Raw genomic sequence first — 23852 nt, 5'->3', positions numbered from 1 at the left:
AAAAGCCCACATCTTTTTAGGATGCGGGCTTTTTCATTTTTATTTTTTGGATGCGTCAGCCCGCCCCGTTTCCTGTGGTTACGGTGGTGGTGGTAATAATCGTAGTCAGGCTGATGTTACGCATAAAATTTGTTTGTCTCGTAGGGAACATTTCGTTTTCTCCCTATACGGTTAAAGTAATCACACAATAATGTCAAATTTATTTGTATTTATGACCTCAAAAGAAGCAGTAATTCAGCTCGGAGATCCACTGTATTCATCAAAAACATCTTCATAAAAAGAGAGCTAGCCTAGATATTCCAGTTGTAAAATTCATTAATTCTAAAATTAATAGATTTTAATTTTATTTAAAAAATTAGCGCCTCCCATGTACAAAAAACAATCAAACACCAAATTTGATGACGGTATTTTAACCGTATTTCTCAACAGTAAATTTGAAATAAATTGCCACTGATGTCCTATCTTTCTCTCTTCGATTAATCTTGATCAAGATTTGCACCAACCTTAAAGAAACCTACTTAGTTTCAGATCAAAATTGCACATAAGAAACCAAATAGTCATTTAGTTAATTATAAGCATGCAAACATTAATTCAGATAGTTCTGAGGAGTCTTGTTATTTTTTTGTAAAACAAAATAGATTCACGCAAAGCAAGTAAGTGTAATCACCTAGTTTTTCTTATAAAAAACCAAAAATACTTTTTTTACGCGATTTTGATGTGCTAAACGAAATTTTACTCTCTGACAATTTTAAGGTGTTCTAAAGACACAAAAATCACTTACGTGACTTAGCTTAAGTTAAATCAAAATATCTTCATCCCTATTCATATCGACCTTTCTGTACGGTATCACGATGAAAAACGTGCATTATCTCTCTTTTTTTCTCTTATTTTTATCGTCTATTCGATATCTCTATAACAAATAATTTTGGTATAATTATCTGCCTAACAATCATTGTTAACGTGCTACAATTGATTTTGATATGTATCAACAAAAGTTAGTTTTTTAGGTGGTAAATGCAGTATTAGCTGTTATATTGCTGTTAACAGCCCAATATTGGGAAAGTGCTTAAGTTTTGGTGAGTTTTATGACCTTCAGCCTAATGGATAGGCAACGCTAAGTCACTGAAAAATGTAAAGACAAATTTATACTCATAGACGTGTTTTTCCAGATAATCATACCAACAACCACCTAACTGGAAACGGCCTATGGGTTCAGTATTTTTATTTTAATACTTTAGGTAGCAAATATGCAGACCCCACACATTTTGATCGTTGAAGACGAGATTGTCACACGTAATACGCTGAAAAGTATCTTTGAAGCGGAAGGTTATGTTGTTCATGAAGCCACCGATGGTGAAGAAATGAACAATGTTCTTTCTGAACATGACATCAACTTAGTGATCATGGATATTAACTTACCAGGCAAAAACGGCTTACTGCTGGCTCGTGAACTACGTGAGCAAGAAAGTATCGCATTAATGTTCTTAACTGGTCGTGATAACGAAGTTGATAAGATTCTTGGTCTTGAAATCGGTGCTGATGACTATATCACCAAACCATTCAACCCACGCGAATTGACTATCCGTGCACGTAACTTACTGTCCCGTACTATGAATTTAGCGGGCGGTACAGAAGAGCGCCGTCTGGTTGAGAGCTATAAGTTCAATGGTTGGGAATTAGACATTAATAGCCGTTCTTTAGTGAGCCCTGCTGGTGAGCACTACAAATTACCACGTAGTGAATTCCGTGCAATGCTTCACTTCTGTGAAAACCCAGGCAAAATCCAAACTCGTGCAGACTTACTGAAGAAAATGACTGGCCGTGAGTTAAAACCTCATGACAGAACAGTCGATGTGACTATCCGTCGCATTCGTAAGCACTTTGAGTCTACGCCAGATACCCCAGAAATCATTGCCACCATCCACGGTGAAGGCTATCGTTTCTGCGGTGATTTAGACGAGTGATTTCATTCTGATTTAATGAAAACCGGCGCAAGCCGGTTTTTTATTGGAACTTAAAATACCAAAACATTATTCCAATTCTAAAAAATTAAAACTGAAAGTCATTCAAAAATCGCCACTCATTTTAAACATAATCAGTGGCGATTTTTATATTAAAGCACTATCACCACGGCATAATTGGCACGGCGCTTAGCGCATTTTTAGGCGAGCCGTCGATCATCTTATCGGAATAGGTCAAATAGACGAGCGCGTTACGTTTTGGATCGTAAAAACGAACCACTTGGAGCTTTTTAAACACCAGTGACGTTCTCTTTTGGAAAACCACCTGACCTTTTTTCGGGTTACGTTTCACTCGGTCATTTAGCTCAATAGGACCCACTTGTTGGCAAGAAATGGCAGCATCCGAGGTATCTTCAGCTAATCCAAGCCCACCTTTAATCCCACCCGTTTTTGAACGGCTTAGGTAGCAAGTCACATTGTCCACATCCGGGTCATCAAAGGCTTCTACCACTATCTTATGGTCAGGTCCAAACACCTTGAATACAGTATCAACTGAGCCGATTTCCTCTGCGACTGCCATAAAAGATAGTGCAGACAACATTGATCCCAAAATGAGGTTTTTCAGTGTATTACCTTTCGCAATACCTTTTTTAAATTTGGAAGAACGCATACAGTATTCCCTTTTCAGCTTAACATCTGAATTTTAAATAACCTAAACGGCAATAATTCTGTTTATTAACTAATTCTTAAATACAACTCATTTACTATAAACGAAAAAGGTAAGTTGTTATAGAATAGCCACTCATTGATTACTCATATCTGTTCTGTGAGTCGTATTGCCTGGGGATATCCATGGATCAAACAAATATTATTCGCGACCTTCTTCGTTGGATAGATGATAACCTTGATAAACCATTGTCATTAGATAATGTTGCCGCGAGAGCGGGTTATTCAAAGTGGCATTTACAGAGAATGTTCAAGGATGTGACCGACCAAGCAATTGGTGCTTATATTCGCGCTAGACGCCTATCTCGTGCCGCGGTTGCACTGCGCTTAACGAGCCGTCCCATTCTTGATATTGCATTACAGTATCGATTTGATTCACAACAAACTTTCACTCGCGCTTTTAAAAAACAGTTCAATTTGACGCCTGCATTTTATCGCCGCACTGAAGAATGGTGCGCAACCGGTATTTGTCCACCGATCGTGTTGGATGAACATTCTCCATTGGATTATGAATTTGTCACGATGGTCGAGCAGCCATTGGTTGGTTTGGAGCAAAGTTGTTCCTATGTGCTTGAAGAGTGGTCAACTGCCTGCTCGCAAATGCGTCAGTCTTTCTGGCGCTATTATTTAGAGCACACCACCAAAGTGGCTTCTGAAGTCTTTGGCTTACATCATGCGATTCATAGTGCCGAGAAAGATGATGAGCAAACTGTGTTTTACACCACCGCAGTGAAACCCGAAGATGCGAGCTTTAGTAACACCGAATATAGCCATGTTACGATCCCCGCAGGCGAATATGTGAAATTTAATTATCGCGGTGAGACGACGAGAGAAAGAATGCAGGAGTTCCTTTACCATGTTTATGGGGTCTACTTGCCAAAACTGAATCTCACTCGCCGTCCAGGCTATGATGTAGAACACTACAAAATCAAGGATGTGACGCACAATGAGATAACGGATACGGATCCAAGAACTCACATTGAAGCATTCAGCTATTATGTTCCCATCAAAAAGCCTGAAGCTAATTAAGCCGTCATAACTAAGCACCCAAAATAAAGGCGCTTCATACATTGAAACGCCTTTTTCTTTTTCGCTGTTTGATTTATTAACGTGAAGGCTACTTCAGCTCCCTCTCAGTCGAGGTGTAAGGAGAAATGACACAAGCTGTTGTTGCTTTTTGTCAGCCCAACAATTGATGTGATGTGGTATACAGCCTAACAAGAAAGAGAAAGCTAAAACAAAATAACAGCGAGCATTTCTTCTCCCTCATCATCTAATCCAATTTCTTTGAATCCAAAAGAAGCATAAAAAGGCTTCGCTATAGGGTTTAATGGGTCATAACAGATTTCAATTTCATTTATCAGTGTGTCTTGTTTAATCTCGTTTAAAGCTAACTCTAACGCCTTTCGCCCAATTCCAAGCTTCTGATGCGATTTATCCACCATGAAACGCCAAATCTCTATTTTAAGATCTGAGGCCTTTTTCCACATAAAAAAACCAACAGGTATATCACCATTGTAAATACCTCGAACAGTAAGGGTTTCATCATAAGCCGCTTCTACCAAAGAAAACATATTAGAAGCGACAAACTCTTCTTGGGTTTCAGTAACTTCAAGCATGATAATAGATTCATAATTTGATTTATCTATAGGCTTTAGATGGATATGCATATTTATCTCCCTCAAATTCTTCACTCTACCAAGGCGTTTTAAGGTGATCAATTGTGAACGGTAGGAGTAGCACATTTGGAGCTAACAACATAGAAATGATCGAGTTAGCCACTATTCAAATGGACAAGGACTTTGCAACTAGAAAGCAAAACTCAGCCCTCAAATATATCTTAAAATAAGAGACACTCTCTTCACTTACGCAAAAATCAGTCATGTGTTTTCATTCGCCAACTAGAAATTCCTATTTTAGCGACTCAATGGCTGGCTGAGTCTTCAAAAAACACTGGTTGCATTGGAGTGTGAGAGTTGACGCTAGCAAAGAGTATTATGCGGGCTTATGCTTATCCTCTATTTTTATTCCGAGAATGTACAATGACTAAAAAATTAATAAACCCTCCTTCTGTGTTTAATTCTTTACAGTATGGCTTTAGCCAAGCAATAGAAACAACAGGAACACGCCAATTATTCCTTTCCGGGCAGGTTGGTGTTAATGCTCAACAAGAAACCGTGGCCGGTGGAATGTATGAGCAAACAGTTCAATCGTTGATTAATATTGAGCATGTATTACGTGAAGCTGGCGGTGATTTATCCAACGTAACAATGTTGCGTATTTATATTAAGAATGGTTTTAATAGCCATGAAGAGCAGCTTGATATTGCAAATGCACTAAAAGAAAAATTTGGTGATTTCCCACCAGCGTCCTCTTGGGTGATCGTCTCAGGGCTTTCATTACCCGAATGGCTGATAGAGATAGAGGCCCATGCAGTTTTAGATTAGAGATATTGACTAGTCCTAATAGGGGCACAAGCCACCAAACCTCTTAAAGTGTCTTTTCAAGGGCTTGAAACACCCAAAATAAAGGCGCTTCATACACTGAAACGCCTTTTTTCTTTTTCGCTGATTTATTTCTTAACCTTGCTGTTCATCAAGAGCAGGCTGAGAAAGATGTGTCACCTCCCCCGCGGTTTCCACAATCCAGCCATTGGCTAACCATGGGCTATTTTGGTAATCAACGCGAGATAGCGAGCAGTTACGCAGACGTAAACGTCGTGGAGAGTTTGCAGGTACACCTAAGATACGACTTAATAATGTACTGAGCGCCAAGCCATGACTAACCAATAATGGACGGCTTCCTTCAGGTAGTTCAAGGCAATTATTTAACGCCGCAAACATACGCGTGAAAAGTTCATCCATCGATTCCCCTTCAGGAATACGACCACCTTCGACACCATTTATAAGGCTTTGACGCCACTGTTCTTCTTGTTCAGACAACGAGCCAATTTCTCGTTGCTCCAAGACACCCATATTTAATTCACGCAGACGCGGTTCTGTGATAATTTCACACCCGCACACTTGTGCAATAATTTGTGCAGTTTCAAGTGTGCGTCCCATATCACTAGTGATAATATGGGTAATACCTTCGGATTTAACCCGTTGAGCAACCTGCATGGCCTGTTGACGACCAAGTGAGGTCAGCGGGCTATCAGATTGTCCCTGTATGCGACGTGCAACGTTCCATTCAGTTTCGCCATGGCGAACAAGATAAACCTGTAACATAGATGTGTTCCGTTATTACTGTACAAAGTATGTGTTCAAAGGAAAATAATTAATGTACCAAGTTATAGCTGCAACGACGAATCCAGCCAAAATTAAAGCGATTCATCTTGCTTTCGATGCCGTTTTTGGGCCTGGCAGTTATCAAATTGAAGATATTAATGTCGATAGCAGTGTTCCACAGCAACCTATCGGTAATAATGAAACCCGTACAGGAGCAAGACAACGTGTGATGGCATCACGCCAAGTACGCCCAGAAGCTGACTTTTGGGTAGGTATTGAGGCGGGTGTTGAAGATGACATGACATTTGCATGGATTGTGATTGAGCACCATCAAATCCGTGGAGAATCACGCTCTGCCAGTATTATGATCCCAGAAAAAGTGCTTGCGGGGATCCGTGAAGGTCGTGAGCTGGGTGATGAAATGGCTGACCTTACTGGTATTGATAATATCAAACAACAAGGCGGTGCGATTGGCTTCTTCACCAATGGCGTATTGACGCGCACCAGCGTTTATCAACAAGCACTCATACTGGCTTTAGTTCCTATTAAACACGAAATTTATAAAGAGCTAAATCACATAGAAGACTAATTATACTCAAAACGATTTAAAATGCATGTGGGGCTCTTAGCAATAAGAGCCCCACATTTATTTTTAGAGAATAATCATTGGCTGCTATAAAAGATAATCAAAAACTACAGTAGCTTAGATTCCAGCCACTCTTTTACCGGAATAGGGGCTGATTTCAAACTGTTTGAACCACGAGTAATGGTGGCAATGCCTACACCGAGCTCATTTTTTAATTCACGCTGGCTCATTTCACCGCGCATTAATTCTTGAACAATCCTAACGCGAGTCCCTAAAGCCGTCCGTTCATCCGGTGTGAGTAATAGCTGAAGAATCGAATCCTGTATATTTTGCTCAAAGGCCATTTGTAGCAGTTCCACAAAACGTTGCCAATCCGCATTTTCATCGGCGGTTAACGCCGGGTCTGGTTTATATTCTACAGTCATCATTCTACCCTTCCATACTATTAAACTAGTACAAATAATAGCACAGAACACTATTTCGTATAGTTAAAAATACAGCGCTCATCTTGTTGGAGGTAAACCAAACCGACCAACAAGATGAAACGCCATACAAATTAATACTTCATATTCCATTCGTTCACGGATAACACATTGCCTTTTTCACCTAAGAAATGTTTATAAAACAAATCATAAGAGAGAACATTTTTTACATAACCACGGGTTTCTGCAAACGGAATACTTTCCACAAAAGCCACCGCATCGATACGCCCTGCGCTGTTACCTAACCAGCGAGTCACTCGTGATGGGCCGGCATTATACGCCGCACTGGCTAAAATACGGTTATTACCAAATTGCTGATAAACATCGTCAAGATACGCAGTACCTAACTCAATGTTCATCACAGGGTTAGTCAGTTGCCCTGCGTTCACATAACCAGTGATGCCTTGTTTTTGCGCCGTATGTTTTGCTGTCGCAGGCATTAACTGCATTAAGCCTGTCGCGCCAACTGGAGACTGCGCTTGCGGGTTCCATGCGCTTTCTTGACGAGCAATGGCCATCGCATAGCTTTTTTGGATCATTTTACTGCGAGTGTAATTATCAAACTGTTTTTCCCATGCCAGCGGGAAACGCTCTTCAAGATGATCCCACAGTTTTGCGGTTATCGTGGCTTGAACGCTCAGATCTGCCCATTTATTATCGAAGGCATAACGGGCGAGCTGCTCTTGTTGATTAGGTGACATGGAAGAGACCAAATTGATCCACTCGGAGCGCGCCAGATTATCCATCTCCCAATACATTAGCTCACGGATGCGCTGAATTTGCGGCATGCTATGAATACTGGAGTCTGGTTTCACGGCTTTATTCACCATGACTGGGTAATCCATTTTTAACTGCTGAGCGGCAACCATTGGGTAGAATCCACGCTTCGACGTTAGCTCTCGCAGTATACTTTCACCTTCAGCCGTTTTACCTTGATCAATCAAGGTGATAGCCTGCCAATATTGCCACTCTTCCTTATTTTTTACGTCGTTCGGTAGTTGTCGCAACCATGACGCTAATCCCGTTTTATCCCCTTCTCCCAGCGCTAAACGTACACGGCGCTCTTTTAAGGCGGCAGAATTGGTTTCACGGATCACTTCATCACGCCACATTGCCTGCTCAGGAGTGACATCAACTCCCATATATTGCCACGCAATGCTGTCTTTCATTTGCTGGTTTTCTGCCATATTCATTTTCTGGGCAGAGCTAATCCCTGCTAATGCAGTACGGGCTGCATCAGGGGATTGACGCGCATAGCGGCTAAATCCAGCTAATGTGGCTTGACGCGTAAAATCGGTCGGCGTCAATGTTTTCGCAAACGTGACAACCGAAGCGGGGTCATTTTGTAGTTTAACCAACGCATCAGAGATAGTTTTGTAACTGCTTGGTAAGCGTTTCGCGAGGTAAGTTGCCGTTGACGTATTACCATCTTTGATAGCAAGGTGAATACGCGCCAAAATCATATCCGTTGAAAGATATCCGGCTTTTTCCCATTCAGTAAACAGTTTGTCGCATGCTGCTGGCATGGAATTACCATTAAGCCACATTTTTTCAGCGCCCTGCCACGCGACTTGTTTATTTCCTGTCGCCCAATTCGCGAAATAGAAATTACATTGCGCTTCCGCAGGTTGTGGCGGCTCAGGGCTAAATGCCAATAACGATGTCCACTCTTGGCGACGCGCCAGCTCATTTACAAACCGGTTTTTGAGAGTTTTCGCCACAGGCAACGTTGGGTATGTATCGATAAATTCTTGCGCTTGTTTTGGTGAGATAATATCTAAATCTTGTGACAGCTCGCGGTATTCTAAATACGGATACAGCGGATAATCACGTAAGGTTGGCAATAAACGCTCGACTTCATCCATTTTATTGGCATCCCAAGCGACTTTAATTGCTTGATAACGTTCACGTTGTGCCTGTAAAGAATCCGCCCAAACTGTTGTGGATACCAACAGCATAGTGACCGGAACTGCCGCTAACCAACCTTTCATATTTATTCGCTCCATCGCTTAAATCTTGTTAGAGATTGACCTCAAACATACTCAAAGCATTCATTAGATATATCAATAATGTTAATGCTACCTAAAGTTTTCAGCCAGCGACAGAGGAGATTTCTTGAAATGGTTGGGTTTACAATCTTTTACTTATTCGATTCGTTAACCCTGACAACACGGATAACCTAGACCAGCCTAGGGGCAATCGGGTATAGGCCTCTGCCGACTTTCCCTAAAATAAGATAATTATAATTAGATTTTCTGCCCTACTATTGCAAAGGTCATATTCAAGAAGCAGGTTTGACAGAAACTCAGATAGTGAATATTTAAAACTTGTTGAGCTTGGCATGTTAGAAAATTCAAAGTCGAAATGTCTCAATTAAAGTAGGGAGATAGAGTTATTTATTATCTTTTCATTTTTATTGAACAAAATTAAATTTTGTAATGATAATCATTTCCATTTACGGGTGTTATATGTAATATTTTTTTATGCTTTTTTGACAAACTAAAAGTGGATTTGTATATGAATTTTAGTTGTAAGCCTAATGTATTAATGTTCAGTATTGTGCTAATTCCTTTCTTTACAAATGCATACTCGATGCATAAAGGAGATTCGTTTGGATTTATCCCTTCTATTGCGGTACAGGATGCCGCTACATCTGCATTAATGGAAAATATTACTGGTAAAAACATCTACGCAGCTTATGCAACTGGCTTAATAAAAAATAATAAAAACAAAAAAGTATCTCAACACTTATGTAATGGAAAGGATGAAGTTGTAAATACTGCCTTAATTGGAGGGTGTTCGTTAGTTGAATCCGATTCATTTACTTTATTAGAGACTAAGCATTTCATAAATAAAAACGGTGAGATGGTAGAAATTGATGTTCATGATCCTAATACAATTATAACTCCCACAATGAGAGTAACAGTCAAATATATCACTGAACCAAATCCTCTAATTCGGCAAAACAGTTGTAATGACTATCGCATCAATGACACACCAACCTCTTGTTTTGTTTTCAAAATAGCACCTTTTATTTTTGATAATTTACAACAAAGAGAACTAGTCATTAATGCCATGGAAAACCCTTGTGCATTTTTAACCTCTGTTGAAGATGCAAAAAAATTTACCAACTTAAAATATCCATACATTTCATACTTAGGCAGAACAGGAGGTGAGGCACGTTACATTCTAGATTGTGATACAAAAAATCCAGAAACTTACTCGTCGATTGTAGATGAAAAGATGCAATCAATATTACTTATTCGCAATAAAAAATAAGGATTTTTTTTATGGCTCAACCATATATCCGTATTAATCAGTTTGAGGCTAATTACTCTGATGTAGGCGTTAAATCTGCAACAGGGCATGTTAATTTTACTTTTATCGATGGTAATGGTGTTAATAAAGGAACTTTTGGTGCAAATCTAAAAAATAAAGATCGCCCATCTGGTGTATCTAATGAAGAAAGTGATAATCGACGTAAAATCGATGCAAAATCACCGCATCATTTCAGTTACGCAAAGTTGTCATCTAATGATTTTACGAACGCGTTAAAATATGCCCAAAAAGCACATCATGAATCTAGTATTGGTAATATGAAATATGCGCTGGCTTGTGGCAATTGTGTTGACTTTGGAATGCAAGTATTTAATCAAACTACTTTAGGGCGTAGTCAATTGCCTAATTATTTACAACCAAATACTGCAGTGAGTATTTATGCAAACCTAAGTAATGCTCTTTGCTCTGGCGATAATTATCAAATTAAAGAAGCACGCAAAGTGGTATTAACCCCTAATAGATGGAGACCTGAACAATTACCTAATTGGGCTCAACCGTGTATAGATGCTGTTGTGCCAACTACAATTTCAGGGGGGAAATGGCTTGACACTAAATCAACGGATGCATGGGATGTTGCCAAGCATTTTACTATGGAACAGGGAACTTGCGAACTAGAAGTTCAGGAATTTGTGGTTAAGAACCTCACTGTTGCTTCACCGATTGTTATTAATCTAGACGGCTGTGGCATAAAAACGACCTCAATTTTTGATCAATCCGTTCAGTTTGATTTATTAGGAATTGGCCATAACGTTACCTCCGCGTGGATTATGCCAACTTCTGGTTTTTTAGTTTACAACAAACAAGGTATTGACAACGTAACTAGCGTTAATGATCTGTTTGGTGGCTCTGAGCGCATGGAAGGTTTCTTTAAACTTGTTGATTTGGACAAAGACAAAAAAGGATATATCGACAAAAATGATGAAATTTACGCTTCATTGCGCATATGGGTAAATCATCAAATGGACGGCATATCTCATGCAGGTGAAATATATACGTTACAAGAATTAGGTGTTGAGCGAATTAATACAGATTTCGACATTGTTGATTTTATTGATGAAAATAGTAACCTTATTGGCGAACGTTCTACAGCTATTATAAATGGTATCGAATGTGAAATGTCTGAGGTTTACTTCACTTATCTTTAATACCATTACTTCATATATTGGGGTCTAGCCGTTTGCAGTTCAGATCCCATCAATTATCATCCCAACCCTACTCAACACCTATTTCGAGCCTTTTGTTATATGTAATAATCGACATCAATAATGAATTAATATTGATTGCATGATGAGGTGATAGCCCCCTGAATTGTCATCACTTGCATGGGAAGTTATTGACATAAAGGCAGGAACAATTACAGTTAGACGCAATTACTTTTGAGTGGCTCGTTTTACACACTTTCGCTTTTGGAATCTCACTATTCGCCTTGAATTTATGAGTTCTTACAAAGTGAATAACCGAGCGATGCGATTAAAAATTATGTTATAAAACAAAAGGTAAATAAATTGGCTCAATACGTTTACAGTATGTATCGAGTGGGAAAAGTAGTTCCCCCGAAACGTCATATTTTAAAAAACATCTCTCTGAGCTTCTTCCCTGGGGCGAAAATTGGTGTTTTAGGTCTCAACGGCGCGGGTAAATCAACATTACTGCGCATCATGGCTGGCATTGATACTGAGATTGAAGGGGAAGCACGCCCTCAACCAGGTATTAAAATTGGTTACCTGCCACAAGAACCGAAACTGAATCTGGAACATACCGTTCGTGAAGCCGTTGAAGAAGCGGTCAGTGAAGTTAAAAATGCTTTAACTCGCTTAGACGAAGTGTATGCACAATATGCCGATCCAGACGCTGATTTTGACAAGCTTGCGAAAATCCAAGGCGAGCTGGAAGCGATTATTGCCGCACAAGACGGTCATAATTTAGACAACCAACTGGAACGTGCTGCTGACGCACTGCGCCTGCCAGCTTGGGATGCGGTTATCGGCAACTTGTCTGGGGGTGAACGCCGCCGTGTGGCTATCTGCCGCCTGCTGCTGGAAAAACCAGACATGCTGCTGCTCGACGAACCAACCAACCACTTGGATGCTGAATCCGTTGCTTGGTTAGAGCGCTTCCTGCACGACTACGAAGGCACCGTTGTGGCGATCACCCATGACCGTTACTTCCTCGATAACGTTGCAGGTTGGATCCTTGAACTTGACCGTGGTGAAGGTATTCCATGGGAAGGTAACTACTCTTCTTGGTTGGAACAAAAAGATGAGCGTCTGGCGCAAGAAGCGTCAACAGAAGCGGCTCGTCGTAAATCCATTGAGAAAGAACTTGAGTGGATCCGTCAAAACCCGAAAGGTCGCCAATCCAAAGGTAAAGCGCGTCTGGCTCGCTTTGAAGAGCTTAACAGCGTGGAATACCAAAAACGTAATGAAACCAGCGAACTGTTTATCCCACCTGGACCGCGTTTAGGTGACAAAGTTATCGAAGTGGAAAACCTGAGCAAGTCTTATGGTGATCGCGTTCTGATCGACAACCTGAATTTCTCGATCCCGAAAGGAGCGATTGTCGGGATCATCGGTCCAAACGGTGCAGGTAAATCTACCCTGTTCCGTATGATTTCCGGTCAAGAGCAGCCAGATTCTGGTTCAATCACCTTGGGTGATACCGTGAAAATTGCTTCTGTGGATCAGTTCCGTGATGCAATGGATGACAGCAAAACTGTATGGGAAGAGATTTCCAACGGCCAAGACATCATGCGTATCGGCAACTTTGAGATCCCAAGCCGTGCTTACGTCGGCCGCTTTAACTTTAAAGGCGTTGACCAAGGTAAACGCGTGGGCGAGCTTTCTGGTGGTGAGCGTGGTCGTTTACATCTGGCAAAACTGCTGCAAGTTGGCGGTAACGTATTGCTGCTCGATGAACCAACCAACGATCTCGACGTTGAAACCTTACGTGCGCTGGAAAACGCCCTGTTAGAATTCCCGGGCTGTGCAATGGTTATTTCCCATGACCGTTGGTTCCTTGACCGTATCGCAACGCACATCATCGACTACCAAGATGAAGGCAATATCACCTTCTTCGAAGGTAACTTCTCTGAGTACGAAGATTACAAGAAACGCACTTTAGGTGCGGATGCGCTGCAGCCACACCGCATCAAGTACAAAAAGATGACTAAATAATTCGTCTATTACGATCAAAAATGGCACCCTTGGGTGCCATTTTTTTATGCGGAAAGTGAATCATCCAGCATCAATAATTGCTGAACCAAAGAAACGCACTCTAAGAAGCGTGAATCGTAGTCTGACGACTCCACATGCACAAATTCAATATTATTTTTCTTCAGCATTTCAATCAGTAATGTTTGAAATTCCATTCTATCTTTATCACTGCCTAAGCTGCGTAGACCATCTGCTACCCACGGAGTATTATTTTCCAGCAAGATAACAAGGTCAAAACGGTATTCATCGATCAGCGCCTGCACAAATGGGTGCTCTTTCCCTTCATAGCGCAAACAGAATGCTTGCGTGGTGACAAAATCCGTATCAATAAACGCCACTTTATTCGCATATTTAATTGCAAAATCAATATATTGAGCGTGACCCAACGCAATTTTATCGTAATCAGAATATTGCAGCGCCATCTCGTCACCGCCAAGGTGGCTAAACACATAATCGCGCCCATATTCCCACGCACTGGTAGTATTAAAGATATTGGCTAATTTATTGACGAGGGTGGATTTACCGCTTGATTCGCCGCCTAACACCGCCACTTTACGCACAAAGAATGGCTTCACTTCGGTTGGAATATATTCCCAATAGCGGAATGGCGCTTGGCGAATTTGGTTGCCGCTAATGTTCATAAATGTGCGTTCAGGATCGATAAGAATAGTTTCGATCCCAAGGTATTTTTTATAGCGATGCACATCGTGAGGCTCGCCGGAATAGATAAAGCTCGGGTTGATGTTGTGCTTTTTCATAAAGCCTTTCATCCCGTCACTCCACACTTCCCAACCGTGAGGATAGGGTTCTATTCCTTGCTCATCAAAGGAGTGAATATGAATATTTTTCTGATACTTAAAGGTTTGTAATAACCAGCGCAGGCGGTCACTGACAGTAGGTTGTTGTGACATGGAGCTATTCACAAACAGCTCTTTATCACGAGGCTCATCGTGACAGAGGATCACGTGCAGCTCATCCACTTGGCTGCAAGCTCGTTGAATCAAATAGATATGCCCCGTATGGAGCGGATAAAACTTACCAAAAACAACGCCAATGGTTTTTTGTTGAAGCGGATACTCTAAGCCTAAAAAGCGATGAAGCGCCGCGATTTTGTGCGCACTGGGGCTTTTAATTTTGTCGTTAATTAACTGGCTGAGATAGCCTTTGGTCATCTCGGTCGCATCCGCTACTTGCTGCAATGTGTAACCCGCACCTTTGATGGCACTCTTTAGATAGTCAAATTCAGCCATATTATTTATCCTTTCGCTTTTATTCCCTTTTTAACAGAGAATCTTTTCTCTCGCTATCTCATCATTATCTGAACATTATATTATCTAAATGATCCGTGTTGTCGCTAGGCGCTAAGTGCCGCTAATCCCTAGGAGCATACACAAAGTATGTGACTAGGGTTAGCAAGCGCAAGCAACAGCGCGGAGCATGACGATAATTTAGAATTCATCGAGAATACTAAGCGCATCCGCCAACTTCTTCACCCCATAAACCTTCATATCGGCAGGTAACTTTTTCGGCATATTGGCGTGAGGCACAATGGCCCGCTTGAAGCCATGTTTTGCGGCTTCGGAAATACGTTCTTGCCCACTTGGGACTGGGCGAATTTCCCCAGCCAGCCCCACTTCACCAAATACCACAAGGTCGCGAGGTAATGGGCGATCACGAAAACTTGAAACTAACGATAATAGCAGCGCGAGGTCAGCACTGGTTTCCGTCACTTTTACCCCGCCCACGACGTTCACAAACACGTCTTGGTCGGACATTTGTAATCCACCGTGGCGATGCAATACCGCCAGCAAAATCGCTAAACGGTTCTGTTCCAGCCCCACCGCAACACGGCGCGGATTCGACATCATAGAGTGGTCGACAAGGGCTTGGATCTCCACCAGCAATGGTCGCGTACCTTCCCAAACGACCATCACAGAACTGCCCGAGGTAATTTCATCTCCACGACTTAAGAAGATGGCGGACGGATTACTGACTTCTTTTAAGCCTTGTTCCGTCATGGCAAATACGCCCAGCTCATTGACGGCACCAAAGCGGTTTTTGTGGCTGCGTAAGGTACGAAAGCGGTTGTCGGCATCACCATCGAGCATAATGGAGCAGTCAATACAGTGTTCAAGCACTTTAGGTCCTGCTAATGAGCCATCCTTGGTGACGTGACCCACCATAATAATCGCCACGCCGCGAGTTTTTGCGAAGCGAGTTAGATATGCCGCGGTTTCACGCACTTGCGCCACACTGCCCGGCGAGGATTGAATATCCGCCATGTGCATCACTTGGATGGAGTCGATGACCATCAGCTTGGGTTGCTCTTGCTCTGCGGTCAGGCAGATTTGTTCAATACTGGTTTCCGACAGCATATTGAGTGAATCAGTCGGTAGTCCTAATCGGTGGGCACGCATGGCAACTTGCTGTAAGGATTCTTCCCCCGTGACATACAGGGTTTTCATCTCCCGCGATAGTAAGCACATGGTTTGCAGCAGTAAGGTACTTTTCCCCGCTCCGGGATTCCCCCCGATAAGGATGGCACTGCCTGGCACAACCCCACCACCTAGCACGCGGTCAAATTCTTTAAATCCAGTGGTAAAGCGTGGCAGTTCTTCGAGGCTAATCTCAGAGAGTTTTTGGACTTTACTGACGCCCGCCGCATTACCGGCATAGCCCGTCAGCCTATCCGTACGTGCCGCAGTCGTCGATGCCAAACGCACTTCCGTAATGGTATTCCATGCATTACAGGCACTACACTGCCCCTGCCAGCGCGGATAATCCGCCCCACACTCATTACACACAAATGCCCTTTTCGCACCTTTCGCCACAGCCACTCCTTAATCACCCAAAAAAATGTTTAACGCTTTATCTTTAAATCTTTAAATCTTTAACTGACACAAGTTCTAATCTTCAAAATTATTCGCGTGACAACTAGGCGGCAAACGCAGACAGCCCTAGGAGCATACACAAGTATGTGACTAGGGTGGCTAAGAGCAGCCAACAACGTTGTCACGCTAAGAATGAAGAAGATTTTAGCGTTCTTCGTGCTTGAGGCCTCCGCTAAGGACACATAACACTCCCATCAGATCCGCATGCTTAATCCCCACTTTCGCCCTTGCAAACACTTTTGGTTTTGCATGATACGCTATCCCCAGTCCTGCTTTTCTGAGCATTTTCAAGTCGTTTGCTCCGTCACCGATGGCGACGGTTTGCTCCATTGGGATATTCAGTTTTTCTGCCAGTTTAACGAGGGTTTGCGCTTTGTATTTTGCATCGACAATCGCCCCTTTAACTTTACCTGTCAGTTTGCCATTTTTGACTTCAAGGTGGTTAGCAACGGCCGCGACCAGTTTTAATCGCTGGCGTAGGTTATCGGCAAAGAAAGTGAATCCGCCGGAAGCAATAGCAATATGCCAGTCCATCGCTTGTAACTTACGAACTAAGCTGGTTAACCCCGGCATTAACGGTAAGGTTTCGAGCACTTGGTCGAGAATAGCCGCGTCGGCACCTTCGAGCAGTGCCACACGAGCACGTAGACTTTCTGTGAAATCGAGCTCCCCTTGCATGGCGCGTTCGGTCACTTCAGAGACTTGATCGCCGACTCCTGCCAGACGGGCGATTTCATCGATACACTCGATTTGGATCGCGGTGGAATCCATATCCATGAGTAAGATCCCAGGGGATCGTAAACGTGGGATTTTACCGAGTGGCACCACATCCAATTGGCTTTCATCTGCCAATTTTTTGATGCGAGGGGTAATGCTGCCCGCGATGCGCACAACTTGGTAATCATCAATGCGCCAAGAGGAAACAATCACAATCGCTATCCCTAAACGCTGCTGGAAATCACTGATACGTGCTTTATCTAAGCCGCGACCATATAACAACCACCCAGTGTCCCCTGCACGATAATCCAATGGCATCACTTCTTCACCACTTAGCGATAAGGGTAAACCCGGCCATTTTTGAATTTCATCAGGCAGATAACAGTAGGTCAAACTCGTTGGCATGAAAATTAGCTCCTGTTGTGGATACAACTTTTTTTATAATGTATACCCTGCATAAAATTACTATACTTAAATTTTCCAGCAAGTTAACGCTTCATAACTTTGCTAATTGCGATAAAACAGACAAAGAGCACGATTATTCCTATGAAACTCCCATTTAGGCTGCACAAAACCGTTATTATCATTGTTTGCGTTGCGCTGATAACCTTCCTAATGCACGGGGTTTCATATTTAGGTTATAACCAAAGCCAGAGCAGACTAGAGCAATTTAAGCAATTAACTCAAGTATTAGCTGAGCAAGTGGCATTCAGCTTATCCGATTATGTGGTTCCCGGCAGCAAAGATTTTAATTTAGAACGAATTAATGCCAATTTAAATCATCTAGCTAAAGATCACTATATTTTGGATGTCGGTTTATACACGGCGGCAGGCGTGTTAGTCACCCAAGTGGGGGAACCCGCCACGGTCAAAGAGCGACTTTCCCTCGAAGGAAACACTGGACTACAGAATTTTCAGTATCAATTAGTGGTTCCCGTTCAAGGCGCCAAAGAACCTAAAGGCTATTTACGCCTGACCATCGATACTGAGTCGCTCACTACTGATCTTCAGCAAGCCGATAACACCGTTAATATCATGCGCGTATTTATTTTATTATCTTTGTGTATTGGCTTTATTTTGGCGAACACCCTAATGCGCCTGAAGAAAAAGAAAGGTCAGCAGCAATTGATTATCGAACCTGACGAAAACGCGGAAGAGAGTGAAGATAAGCCCGAGGAACAGAGCATAGGGACAAATGGGGCTAAAAATACACGTAGCCCCTTAAAATCACCACACGCCAAACGCCGTAAAGAACCAAGTCCACATCGACCAAGACGGGTGGCGCGCAAGTTTACAGAAAAACAATAACCGTTAATTCCACCTAGATTGACGTCGTATCAAACACGATCGGTGCAATTAGTTCCACTTTTCCGTTGGCTAGCAAAGTCTCAGGTGGCATCGGAAACGGTGCTGCGCGTTCGATAGTCGCTAGCGCTTCTTTATCGAGGAGCTTGGTACCTGACGAATTAATCAAGCTAGCACTCACTAACTGGCCTTGATTATCCACAATAATTTTGACTTGAGAAACGCCCGTTGAACGAAAACGCAATGCAGCGCGTGGGTATCGCTTTGCTTTCGCTAATCGTTGATGAACTTCACTTTCCCACCCATGATGACCACTGACGGGTGCAACGGCACTGCTCGCAAAATTCGCACTGCTATTCGAAGCGCTGCCAGAAGTTGGCACCGACGTCACTTCGGATTCTTGAGTCGAAACGGGAGCTTCTTCCACTACTTTTTTCTCTTGAACTGGCTTTTTCTTTGGCGGGCGTTTTTTCTCGGTGACGCGCGTCAATGTCCCATTATCAACCAGTGGTGTTTGGGGTAACTTCTCTGCTTTTTCAACAACTTCAGGCTCAATTTCTTCTCGTGTTGCCATCTGCTGTTTAGGCGCATTATTAACTTCAGGCTCCTGCTGCTGTTCCAGTTGATAAAGCCCTAATTGTAAAGAAATTGCGGGGGGTAAAACCCCAGTTTTGGGTAGGTTTGATGTAAACCACCCAATAAAAAGCATTGCCAGTATTCCATGGAAAACAAGACTTCCACATAAACCGCCCAGAGGACGAAAAATTGGGCTTCCCAGCTGCCCCACACTGCTGTTCATATTTTGCCTCACATCTTTATTTTTCGCTGATTATAGGCATAATACAAATCAAAATGATATTCATTATTATTAATAAAATAACAATAGTAACTACAAGGTATTGATTTAATTTATAAAGTCAATTTGAGCTAATTATTAAACTATTTTCACTTTTGACACCAGAAAATGACTATCGATAAATCCCTTGCCCGCAAAATCAGCGGCGCATATCAATCAACCTACGGTCAGCTTGTGCGATTTTTCCGCAGTCGACTAGGTAATAGTAACGATGCGGATGATTTATCACAGGATGTGTTTACACTATGGCTAAACCGTAAAGCGCAGGATCCTGTGAAGGAGAACCGTGCTTATCTGTTTAAAATCGCTAGCAATGTGTTAATTGACCATTGGCGACGGAATCATCAACAGAGCCAGTCCCATACCTCGATTGATGAAGTGGTGCATGAACAAAGTTTTGAGCAAACCACCGCCGACCCTAGCGAAATTTTAGAGCACCAACAGCGAATTGCGCGACTTGGCGAGGCGATTGATCTTTTGCCTCCACGGCGTAAAGAAGCCTTTTTGCTGTATCGCTTTGATGGGTTATCTCAAAGTGAAATTGCAGAGCGTATGGAAATTTCGATCAGTATGGTGGAAAAACATATTGCAGCGGCATTAGTGCATTGTAAAAAATATCTAGACGATAAGAGCAATCATCCGTAATGGCAAACAACCAAACCCAGCAGCCAGAAAATACCTCGTCAGTCGAGCAACAACGCATCGACGAAGACGCGGCGCTGTGGTTTACCCGTGTTCATAGTCAACAGCTCAGTGACCAACAATCTCAAGAATTTAAAATTTGGTTACGTGCTTCAAAAGCCCATGAGGATGCCTATGAAGCAATTGCGGGGATTTGGCAAGATATTGAAAAAGTTCCGCGCCCTGCGCCTGTTAAATCGACAGCGTCAAAATTTGGTTTTTCATCGTTTTGGAAGCCTCTCGGTCATCTAGTTGCCGCCTGTTTTATTGCTGCCGTCCTGTTTTTACCTTACAGCCAGCTTCCCTCCATGTTGCTCAATAACATGACGCTGGTTTCCACTGACTCCACCAAAGAAGTGACATTGTCAGATGGCTCTCAGCTGTTTCTCAATCGCGATACCCGCATTCGAGTCGCTTATGAAACGCCAATCCGCCAGCTCTACTTAGACCAAGGTTCCGCTTATTTTAAAGTGAAATCCAACCCTTATCGCCCGTTCGTTATCAATGTCGATCAACGGCGAATTCAGGTCGTCGGAACGGAATTTGAAGTGAATAAAAAAGGCGAGCAGGTGGCGGTCAGTGTCAGCCAAGGCATTGTGAGTTTTCAAAGCCTCAACAGCCAAAAACCTGTATTACTGCTTGCCGGACAAGGGGCGTTAAGCCCGAGCATCAATGGAAAAATCGCGCTCAATTCAGTCTCCCCGCAAGAGGTGGCAAGATGGCGTTTCGGTGAGCTCAGCTTTGTGGATAAGCCCCTCGGTGAAGTTTTGTCTGAATTAAAAACCTATTCCGACTTTCAGGTTGAACTCTCTCCGAGCAATTTAGCCAACCGGAAAATATCCGGACGCATTAACCTTCAGCAGCCAGATGCCTTTTTTCAGGCACTTCCCTCACTCCTTCCTGTGCAAGTCGTGTATCAGGATAAAAATAACCTACTGATTATCCAAAACAAAAAAAATAAATAAAAAATATTTTCATTTGCAGGTGAGGATAATTCTCATTTCTCCCTCTTCTTAAGTAGCTTCATTTTATTGATGACTTTTTAGCACATTTTTCGTGCAGCTTAAGAATAAGGGATATCCATGGCAATTCAATTCACACTCGGCCGATTCAAGCCGATTGCGCTGTCACTGGCGGTCACCAGTGCTTTAGTCAGCCAATCTGCTATCGCCCAAGAAATTACTTTCTCGTTACCCGAACAAGGTCTTGCGAGCGCTATTGATCAAATCAGTCGCCAAGGTCAAGTTTCACTGCTGTATGACAAAAGCCAGCTCAACGGGCTACGCGCACCCGCCCTTTCTGGCAGCTATACCCCGCAAACCGCATTACAAAAAATTCTTATTGGTAGCGGGTTAGAGCTGGTTAACGAAAACGGCATGCTGGTTATTCGTCCTCAAAACTTAAACCAAGGCACGTTAGTTTTACCTGAAACCCAAGTGTCGGGCGTGGTGCAAAATCACCCTGCCATGGACGTCATGTCTGCACCGCAATACGTCACCTCAGAAGAAATCAGCCAAAAAAATACTGGTGACGGCAATATTACCGATTTAATGAAAACTAACCCTGCCGTGCAGTTTGCGAATAACGATAGCAACTCCATGAACCAAGGGGAAATTAAGCCTTCGCGTATTTCTATTCATGGTTCCAGTAGCTACCAAAATGCCTATCGCCTTGATGGCGTGAGCTTCAACAATGACTTTGACCCTGCCGACAGTGGCTTAGGTGAAACCGCCACACGACTGAGTAGCAGCGACCAAGGGATTTACATCGACAGTCGCTTGATTGATAGCATGGCCGTTTATGATAACAACATCCCTGTGGAATTCGGTGGCTTTACGGGAGGAACCGTTGAGGTAAACAGTCGTCGTTGGCAAGGGGAAAATAGCGCTCACGCTTACTACCGCTTAACCCGTTCTGGCTGGAATAATCTGTTCAACGATCCGAGCCAGCCCATTGATACCACCAAAAATGACACTGCCAACCCTGCTCGTTTCCAAGATCGTTACGATAAAAATGATTTTGGTGGCTGGTTTGAATTGGGTGTGACAGAAAACTCAGGTGTGGTGTTCTCCGCATCTCGCCGTAGTTCGACGATTCCGATGACGGTGACGGGTGGAACGGGAGTGACACTCAATGGTAGCGGTGAACTAGAAGAAATTTATTCCGCAGAAGGCACCAGAAAACAACGCCGTGACTCTGATAACTTTTTCCTGAAATATACGATGGATCTGACTCCACGGGACTCTGTTGACCTTTCTGTAAACTATGCAAAATACGATAGCTATCTATTCGCTAGCTCAGTATTAAACTCAGGCTATGACAGCACTCATGATGGTCTTGGGTTTACTGGTGTATTCAAGCATGAATTTGATATCGGGAAATTAGAGTTAACCGCCAGCACACAAGATCTCAAAGATGATCGTAAAAATGATCAGAAAGATTATGTGGAGCTGCTGGATTATAGCGATTGGAAAAACCCACAATCCTTACGCAGTGGTGGTCAAGGTGACTTAACCACAGAGCAAAGAATGCATTCTGCAAAAGCGGTAATGCGTTTAAATTCAATGGTAGATGGACTCGGAATAACCCACCAGCCAACACTGGGTTCCGAAATTGCGTATACCAAAGGCACCTATAAGCGTGATAAAGACTATTATCGTTATCGTTTTGTGGGCAATGCGGATGATCTCCAATGGGTTGGGGCGGCCCAAAATATCACGCGATTCCAAGCTGGCACACACTCGGCTGATTACACCAATTACGCTATCTTCCTCGATGATAATCTGCAATATGGCAAATTAACCTTACGTCCCGGCGTTCGCCTTGATCGTGATGACTTTGTTAATCGTACTAACGTTGCCCCTCGTCTTTCAGGTACCTATGACCTATTTGGCGATAAGCAAACCCTACTAATAGCAGGGGCAAACCGTTATTACGGTCGCTCAATGCTGACTTATGCCCTGTATGGTGCGCAGAATGCGGGAATGCAAAACTGTACCTTTATGTGCGATGTCGATCCTAGCAAAAACGATTGGGATGATGCCCGTGACTACGAAGGGATCGATTCTCTTAAAACCCCTTATAACGATGAGCTAACCCTCGCACTGCAACAAGAAATCTTATCGACCACTTGGCGCTTACAGTATGTTCACCGTGAAGGCTATGACGAAGTGCGTACCCGCACCAAATACAACAGCCGCGATGCTAATAAACGTAGCATCCGTATGTACGACAACGGTGGGCGCAGCTCTCACGATACGGTTACATTATCCGTCAACAATAGCCAACCGTGGGAATGGGCAGAGGCATCCCATGTCATGACCGCCTCGTTCACATGGCAGCAAAGCGAAAGTAATACACCAAAAGACTCTGGCTATAACTCATTCGATCCAGGTAACAAAGTTAACCTCAACAAAGTGTGGTACGACGGCAAAGTGATTGATTCATCAAAACTGCCATCCACCAGCTTTAACTCGCCGATTAAGCTTAACCTAGAGATGACCAGTGTTTGGGATGAGTATGACGTCACATGGTACAACCGCCTTCAATGGTGGGGTTCTCGTGACCAAGCGGTTCGTTATGACAACGCTTACTACACCGATCCTGAATATGGTCAGTTACGCAAATACACCAAGCAAAACTTCGCGAGCAAATACACATGGGATACCCGCCTAGGCTGGAAACCTGATTTTGCTTACGGCTTTGGATTCTCGGTTGAAGTGAATAACGTACTGAATAATAAAAATATTGCAGACCGCTTTATGTTCGATGACCGCACGATCAAATCTTATGATCCGGGTCGTCAGTTCTGGCTGCAAGTGAATTACGATCTCTAAGTGATAGCCGTGAGCAATGTCAAACACATAACC

At 42.9% G+C, this 23852-nt stretch carries 21 protein-coding genes and 1 other annotated feature (1 of these 22 cut by a window edge); of the genes, 11 read left to right on the top strand and 10 right to left on the bottom strand.

Going from position 1 to position 23852, the window contains the following annotated elements; all coding sequences use genetic code 11:
* Positions 1-117 (bottom strand) — a sequence feature (Thr leader region) (it extends 5 nt beyond the left edge of the window).
* Positions 56-124, bottom strand: coding sequence for a thr operon leader peptide (thrL, locus tag ACIH2S_RS03555; RefSeq protein ID WP_108479263.1), 69 nt, complete (start codon positions 122-124; stop codon positions 56-58). It overlaps the preceding feature by 62 nt.
* A 1123-nt stretch (positions 125-1247) precedes the next feature.
* Between thrL and arcA the strand changes: the two genes are divergently transcribed.
* Positions 1248-1964 carry a two-component system response regulator ArcA gene (arcA, locus tag ACIH2S_RS03550; protein WP_004905684.1) on the top strand — a complete coding sequence of 239 codons (717 nt, stop codon included), beginning with the start codon at positions 1248-1250 and terminating at the stop codon, positions 1962-1964.
* A gap of 160 nt (positions 1965-2124) precedes the next feature.
* Here arcA and creA read toward each other — a convergent pair whose 3' ends face one another.
* Positions 2125-2562, bottom strand: a complete 438-nt coding sequence (creA, locus tag ACIH2S_RS03545) for a protein CreA (protein WP_282560337.1) — start codon at positions 2560-2562, stop codon at positions 2125-2127.
* Positions 2563-2813: 251 nt separating this feature from the next.
* Between creA and robA the strand changes: the two genes are divergently transcribed.
* Entirely contained in the window at positions 2814-3716 is a 903-nt protein-coding gene (gene robA, locus ACIH2S_RS03540; protein WP_108479222.1) for an MDR efflux pump AcrAB transcriptional activator RobA, read from the top strand.
* A gap of 203 nt (positions 3717-3919) precedes the next feature.
* Here robA and ACIH2S_RS03535 read toward each other — a convergent pair whose 3' ends face one another.
* Positions 3920-4357: a GNAT family N-acetyltransferase gene (locus ACIH2S_RS03535; protein ID WP_108479221.1), complete on the bottom strand. Its 438-nt coding sequence runs from the start codon at positions 4355-4357 to the stop codon at positions 3920-3922.
* Positions 4358-4729: 372 nt separating this feature from the next.
* On the opposite strand from ACIH2S_RS03535, the gene ACIH2S_RS03530 reads away from it, so the two are divergent.
* Positions 4730-5134, top strand: coding sequence for a RidA family protein (locus ACIH2S_RS03530; RefSeq protein WP_108479220.1), 405 nt, complete (start codon positions 4730-4732; stop codon positions 5132-5134).
* A 132-nt stretch (positions 5135-5266) separates the two neighbouring features.
* Here ACIH2S_RS03530 and gpmB read toward each other — a convergent pair whose 3' ends face one another.
* The gene (gene gpmB / locus ACIH2S_RS03525; protein ID WP_036950261.1) at positions 5267-5914 is read right to left on the bottom strand and encodes a 2,3-diphosphoglycerate-dependent phosphoglycerate mutase GpmB; all 648 of its coding nucleotides are present in this window, start codon (positions 5912-5914) and stop codon (positions 5267-5269) included.
* A 52-nt stretch (positions 5915-5966) separates the two neighbouring features.
* On the opposite strand from gpmB, the gene yjjX reads away from it, so the two are divergent.
* Positions 5967-6503 carry an inosine/xanthosine triphosphatase gene (gene yjjX, locus ACIH2S_RS03520; protein WP_006657125.1) on the top strand — a complete coding sequence of 179 codons (537 nt, stop codon included), beginning with the start codon at positions 5967-5969 and terminating at the stop codon, positions 6501-6503.
* 104 nt (positions 6504-6607) lie between these two features.
* Here yjjX and trpR read toward each other — a convergent pair whose 3' ends face one another.
* Positions 6608-6925, bottom strand: coding sequence for a trp operon repressor (trpR, locus tag ACIH2S_RS03515; protein WP_036950344.1), 318 nt, complete (start codon positions 6923-6925; stop codon positions 6608-6610).
* 131 nt (positions 6926-7056) lie between these two features.
* A complete protein-coding gene (gene sltY, locus ACIH2S_RS03510) occupies positions 7057-8973 on the bottom strand; it encodes a murein transglycosylase (RefSeq protein WP_196712523.1) in 1917 nt (638 codons plus the stop codon).
* A gap of 526 nt (positions 8974-9499) precedes the next feature.
* Between sltY and ACIH2S_RS03505 the strand changes: the two genes are divergently transcribed.
* From ACIH2S_RS03505 to ettA, 3 genes are all read left to right on the top strand, one after another.
* A complete protein-coding gene (locus ACIH2S_RS03505) occupies positions 9500-10261 on the top strand; it encodes a hypothetical protein (protein ID WP_036950255.1) in 762 nt (253 codons plus the stop codon).
* Between the two features lie 11 nt (positions 10262-10272).
* Complete coding sequence (locus ACIH2S_RS03500) at positions 10273-11466, top strand: hypothetical protein (RefSeq protein ID WP_230083164.1); 1194 nt, start codon at positions 10273-10275, stop codon at positions 11464-11466.
* A 360-nt stretch (positions 11467-11826) separates the two neighbouring features.
* Positions 11827-13494: an energy-dependent translational throttle protein EttA gene (ettA, locus tag ACIH2S_RS03495; protein ID WP_108479217.1), complete on the top strand. Its 1668-nt coding sequence runs from the start codon at positions 11827-11829 to the stop codon at positions 13492-13494.
* A gap of 44 nt (positions 13495-13538) precedes the next feature.
* Here the strand turns inward: ettA and nadR are convergent, their stop codons facing one another.
* From nadR to serB, 3 genes are all read right to left on the bottom strand, one after another.
* Positions 13539-14783 carry a multifunctional transcriptional regulator/nicotinamide-nucleotide adenylyltransferase/ribosylnicotinamide kinase NadR gene (gene nadR / locus ACIH2S_RS03490; RefSeq protein ID WP_036950251.1) on the bottom strand — a complete coding sequence of 415 codons (1245 nt, stop codon included), beginning with the start codon at positions 14781-14783 and terminating at the stop codon, positions 13539-13541.
* A 198-nt stretch (positions 14784-14981) separates the two neighbouring features.
* Positions 14982-16364 (bottom strand): DNA repair protein RadA, encoded by a 1383-nt coding sequence (radA, locus tag ACIH2S_RS03485; protein WP_036950249.1) that lies wholly within the window; start codon positions 16362-16364, stop codon positions 14982-14984.
* Positions 16365-16568: 204 nt separating this feature from the next.
* A complete protein-coding gene (gene serB / locus ACIH2S_RS03480; RefSeq protein WP_036950248.1) occupies positions 16569-17546 on the bottom strand; it encodes a phosphoserine phosphatase in 978 nt (325 codons plus the stop codon).
* A gap of 141 nt (positions 17547-17687) precedes the next feature.
* Between serB and ACIH2S_RS03475 the strand changes: the two genes are divergently transcribed.
* On the top strand, positions 17688-18449 hold the full coding sequence (locus tag ACIH2S_RS03475; RefSeq protein WP_430248121.1) for an AhpA/YtjB family protein: 762 nt from the start codon (positions 17688-17690) through the stop codon (positions 18447-18449).
* Positions 18450-18462: 13 nt separating this feature from the next.
* Here the strand turns inward: ACIH2S_RS03475 and ACIH2S_RS03470 are convergent, their stop codons facing one another.
* Positions 18463-19245, bottom strand: a complete 783-nt coding sequence (locus tag ACIH2S_RS03470) for an energy transducer TonB (RefSeq protein WP_036950244.1) — start codon at positions 19243-19245, stop codon at positions 18463-18465.
* A gap of 165 nt (positions 19246-19410) precedes the next feature.
* Between ACIH2S_RS03470 and ACIH2S_RS03465 the strand changes: the two genes are divergently transcribed.
* From ACIH2S_RS03465 to ACIH2S_RS03455, 3 genes are all read left to right on the top strand, one after another.
* A complete protein-coding gene (locus ACIH2S_RS03465; RefSeq protein WP_036950242.1) occupies positions 19411-19947 on the top strand; it encodes an RNA polymerase sigma factor in 537 nt (178 codons plus the stop codon).
* Complete coding sequence (locus tag ACIH2S_RS03460; RefSeq protein WP_051422595.1) at positions 19947-20948, top strand: FecR family protein; 1002 nt, start codon at positions 19947-19949, stop codon at positions 20946-20948. The genes ACIH2S_RS03465 and ACIH2S_RS03460 overlap by 1 nt, the downstream gene beginning before the upstream one ends.
* A 117-nt stretch (positions 20949-21065) precedes the next feature.
* Positions 21066-23819 (top strand): secretin and TonB N-terminal domain-containing protein, encoded by a 2754-nt coding sequence (locus ACIH2S_RS03455; RefSeq protein ID WP_430248120.1) that lies wholly within the window; start codon positions 21066-21068, stop codon positions 23817-23819.
* Positions 23820-23852 lie beyond the last annotated feature (33 nt).

This window comes from Providencia lanzhouensis (assembly GCF_050469745.1).
Lineage (GTDB): Bacteria > Pseudomonadota > Gammaproteobacteria > Enterobacterales > Enterobacteriaceae > Providencia > Providencia lanzhouensis.
The sequence above is the reverse complement of the archived record's forward strand: the minus strand, read 5'-3'. Positions and strand labels throughout refer to the sequence as shown.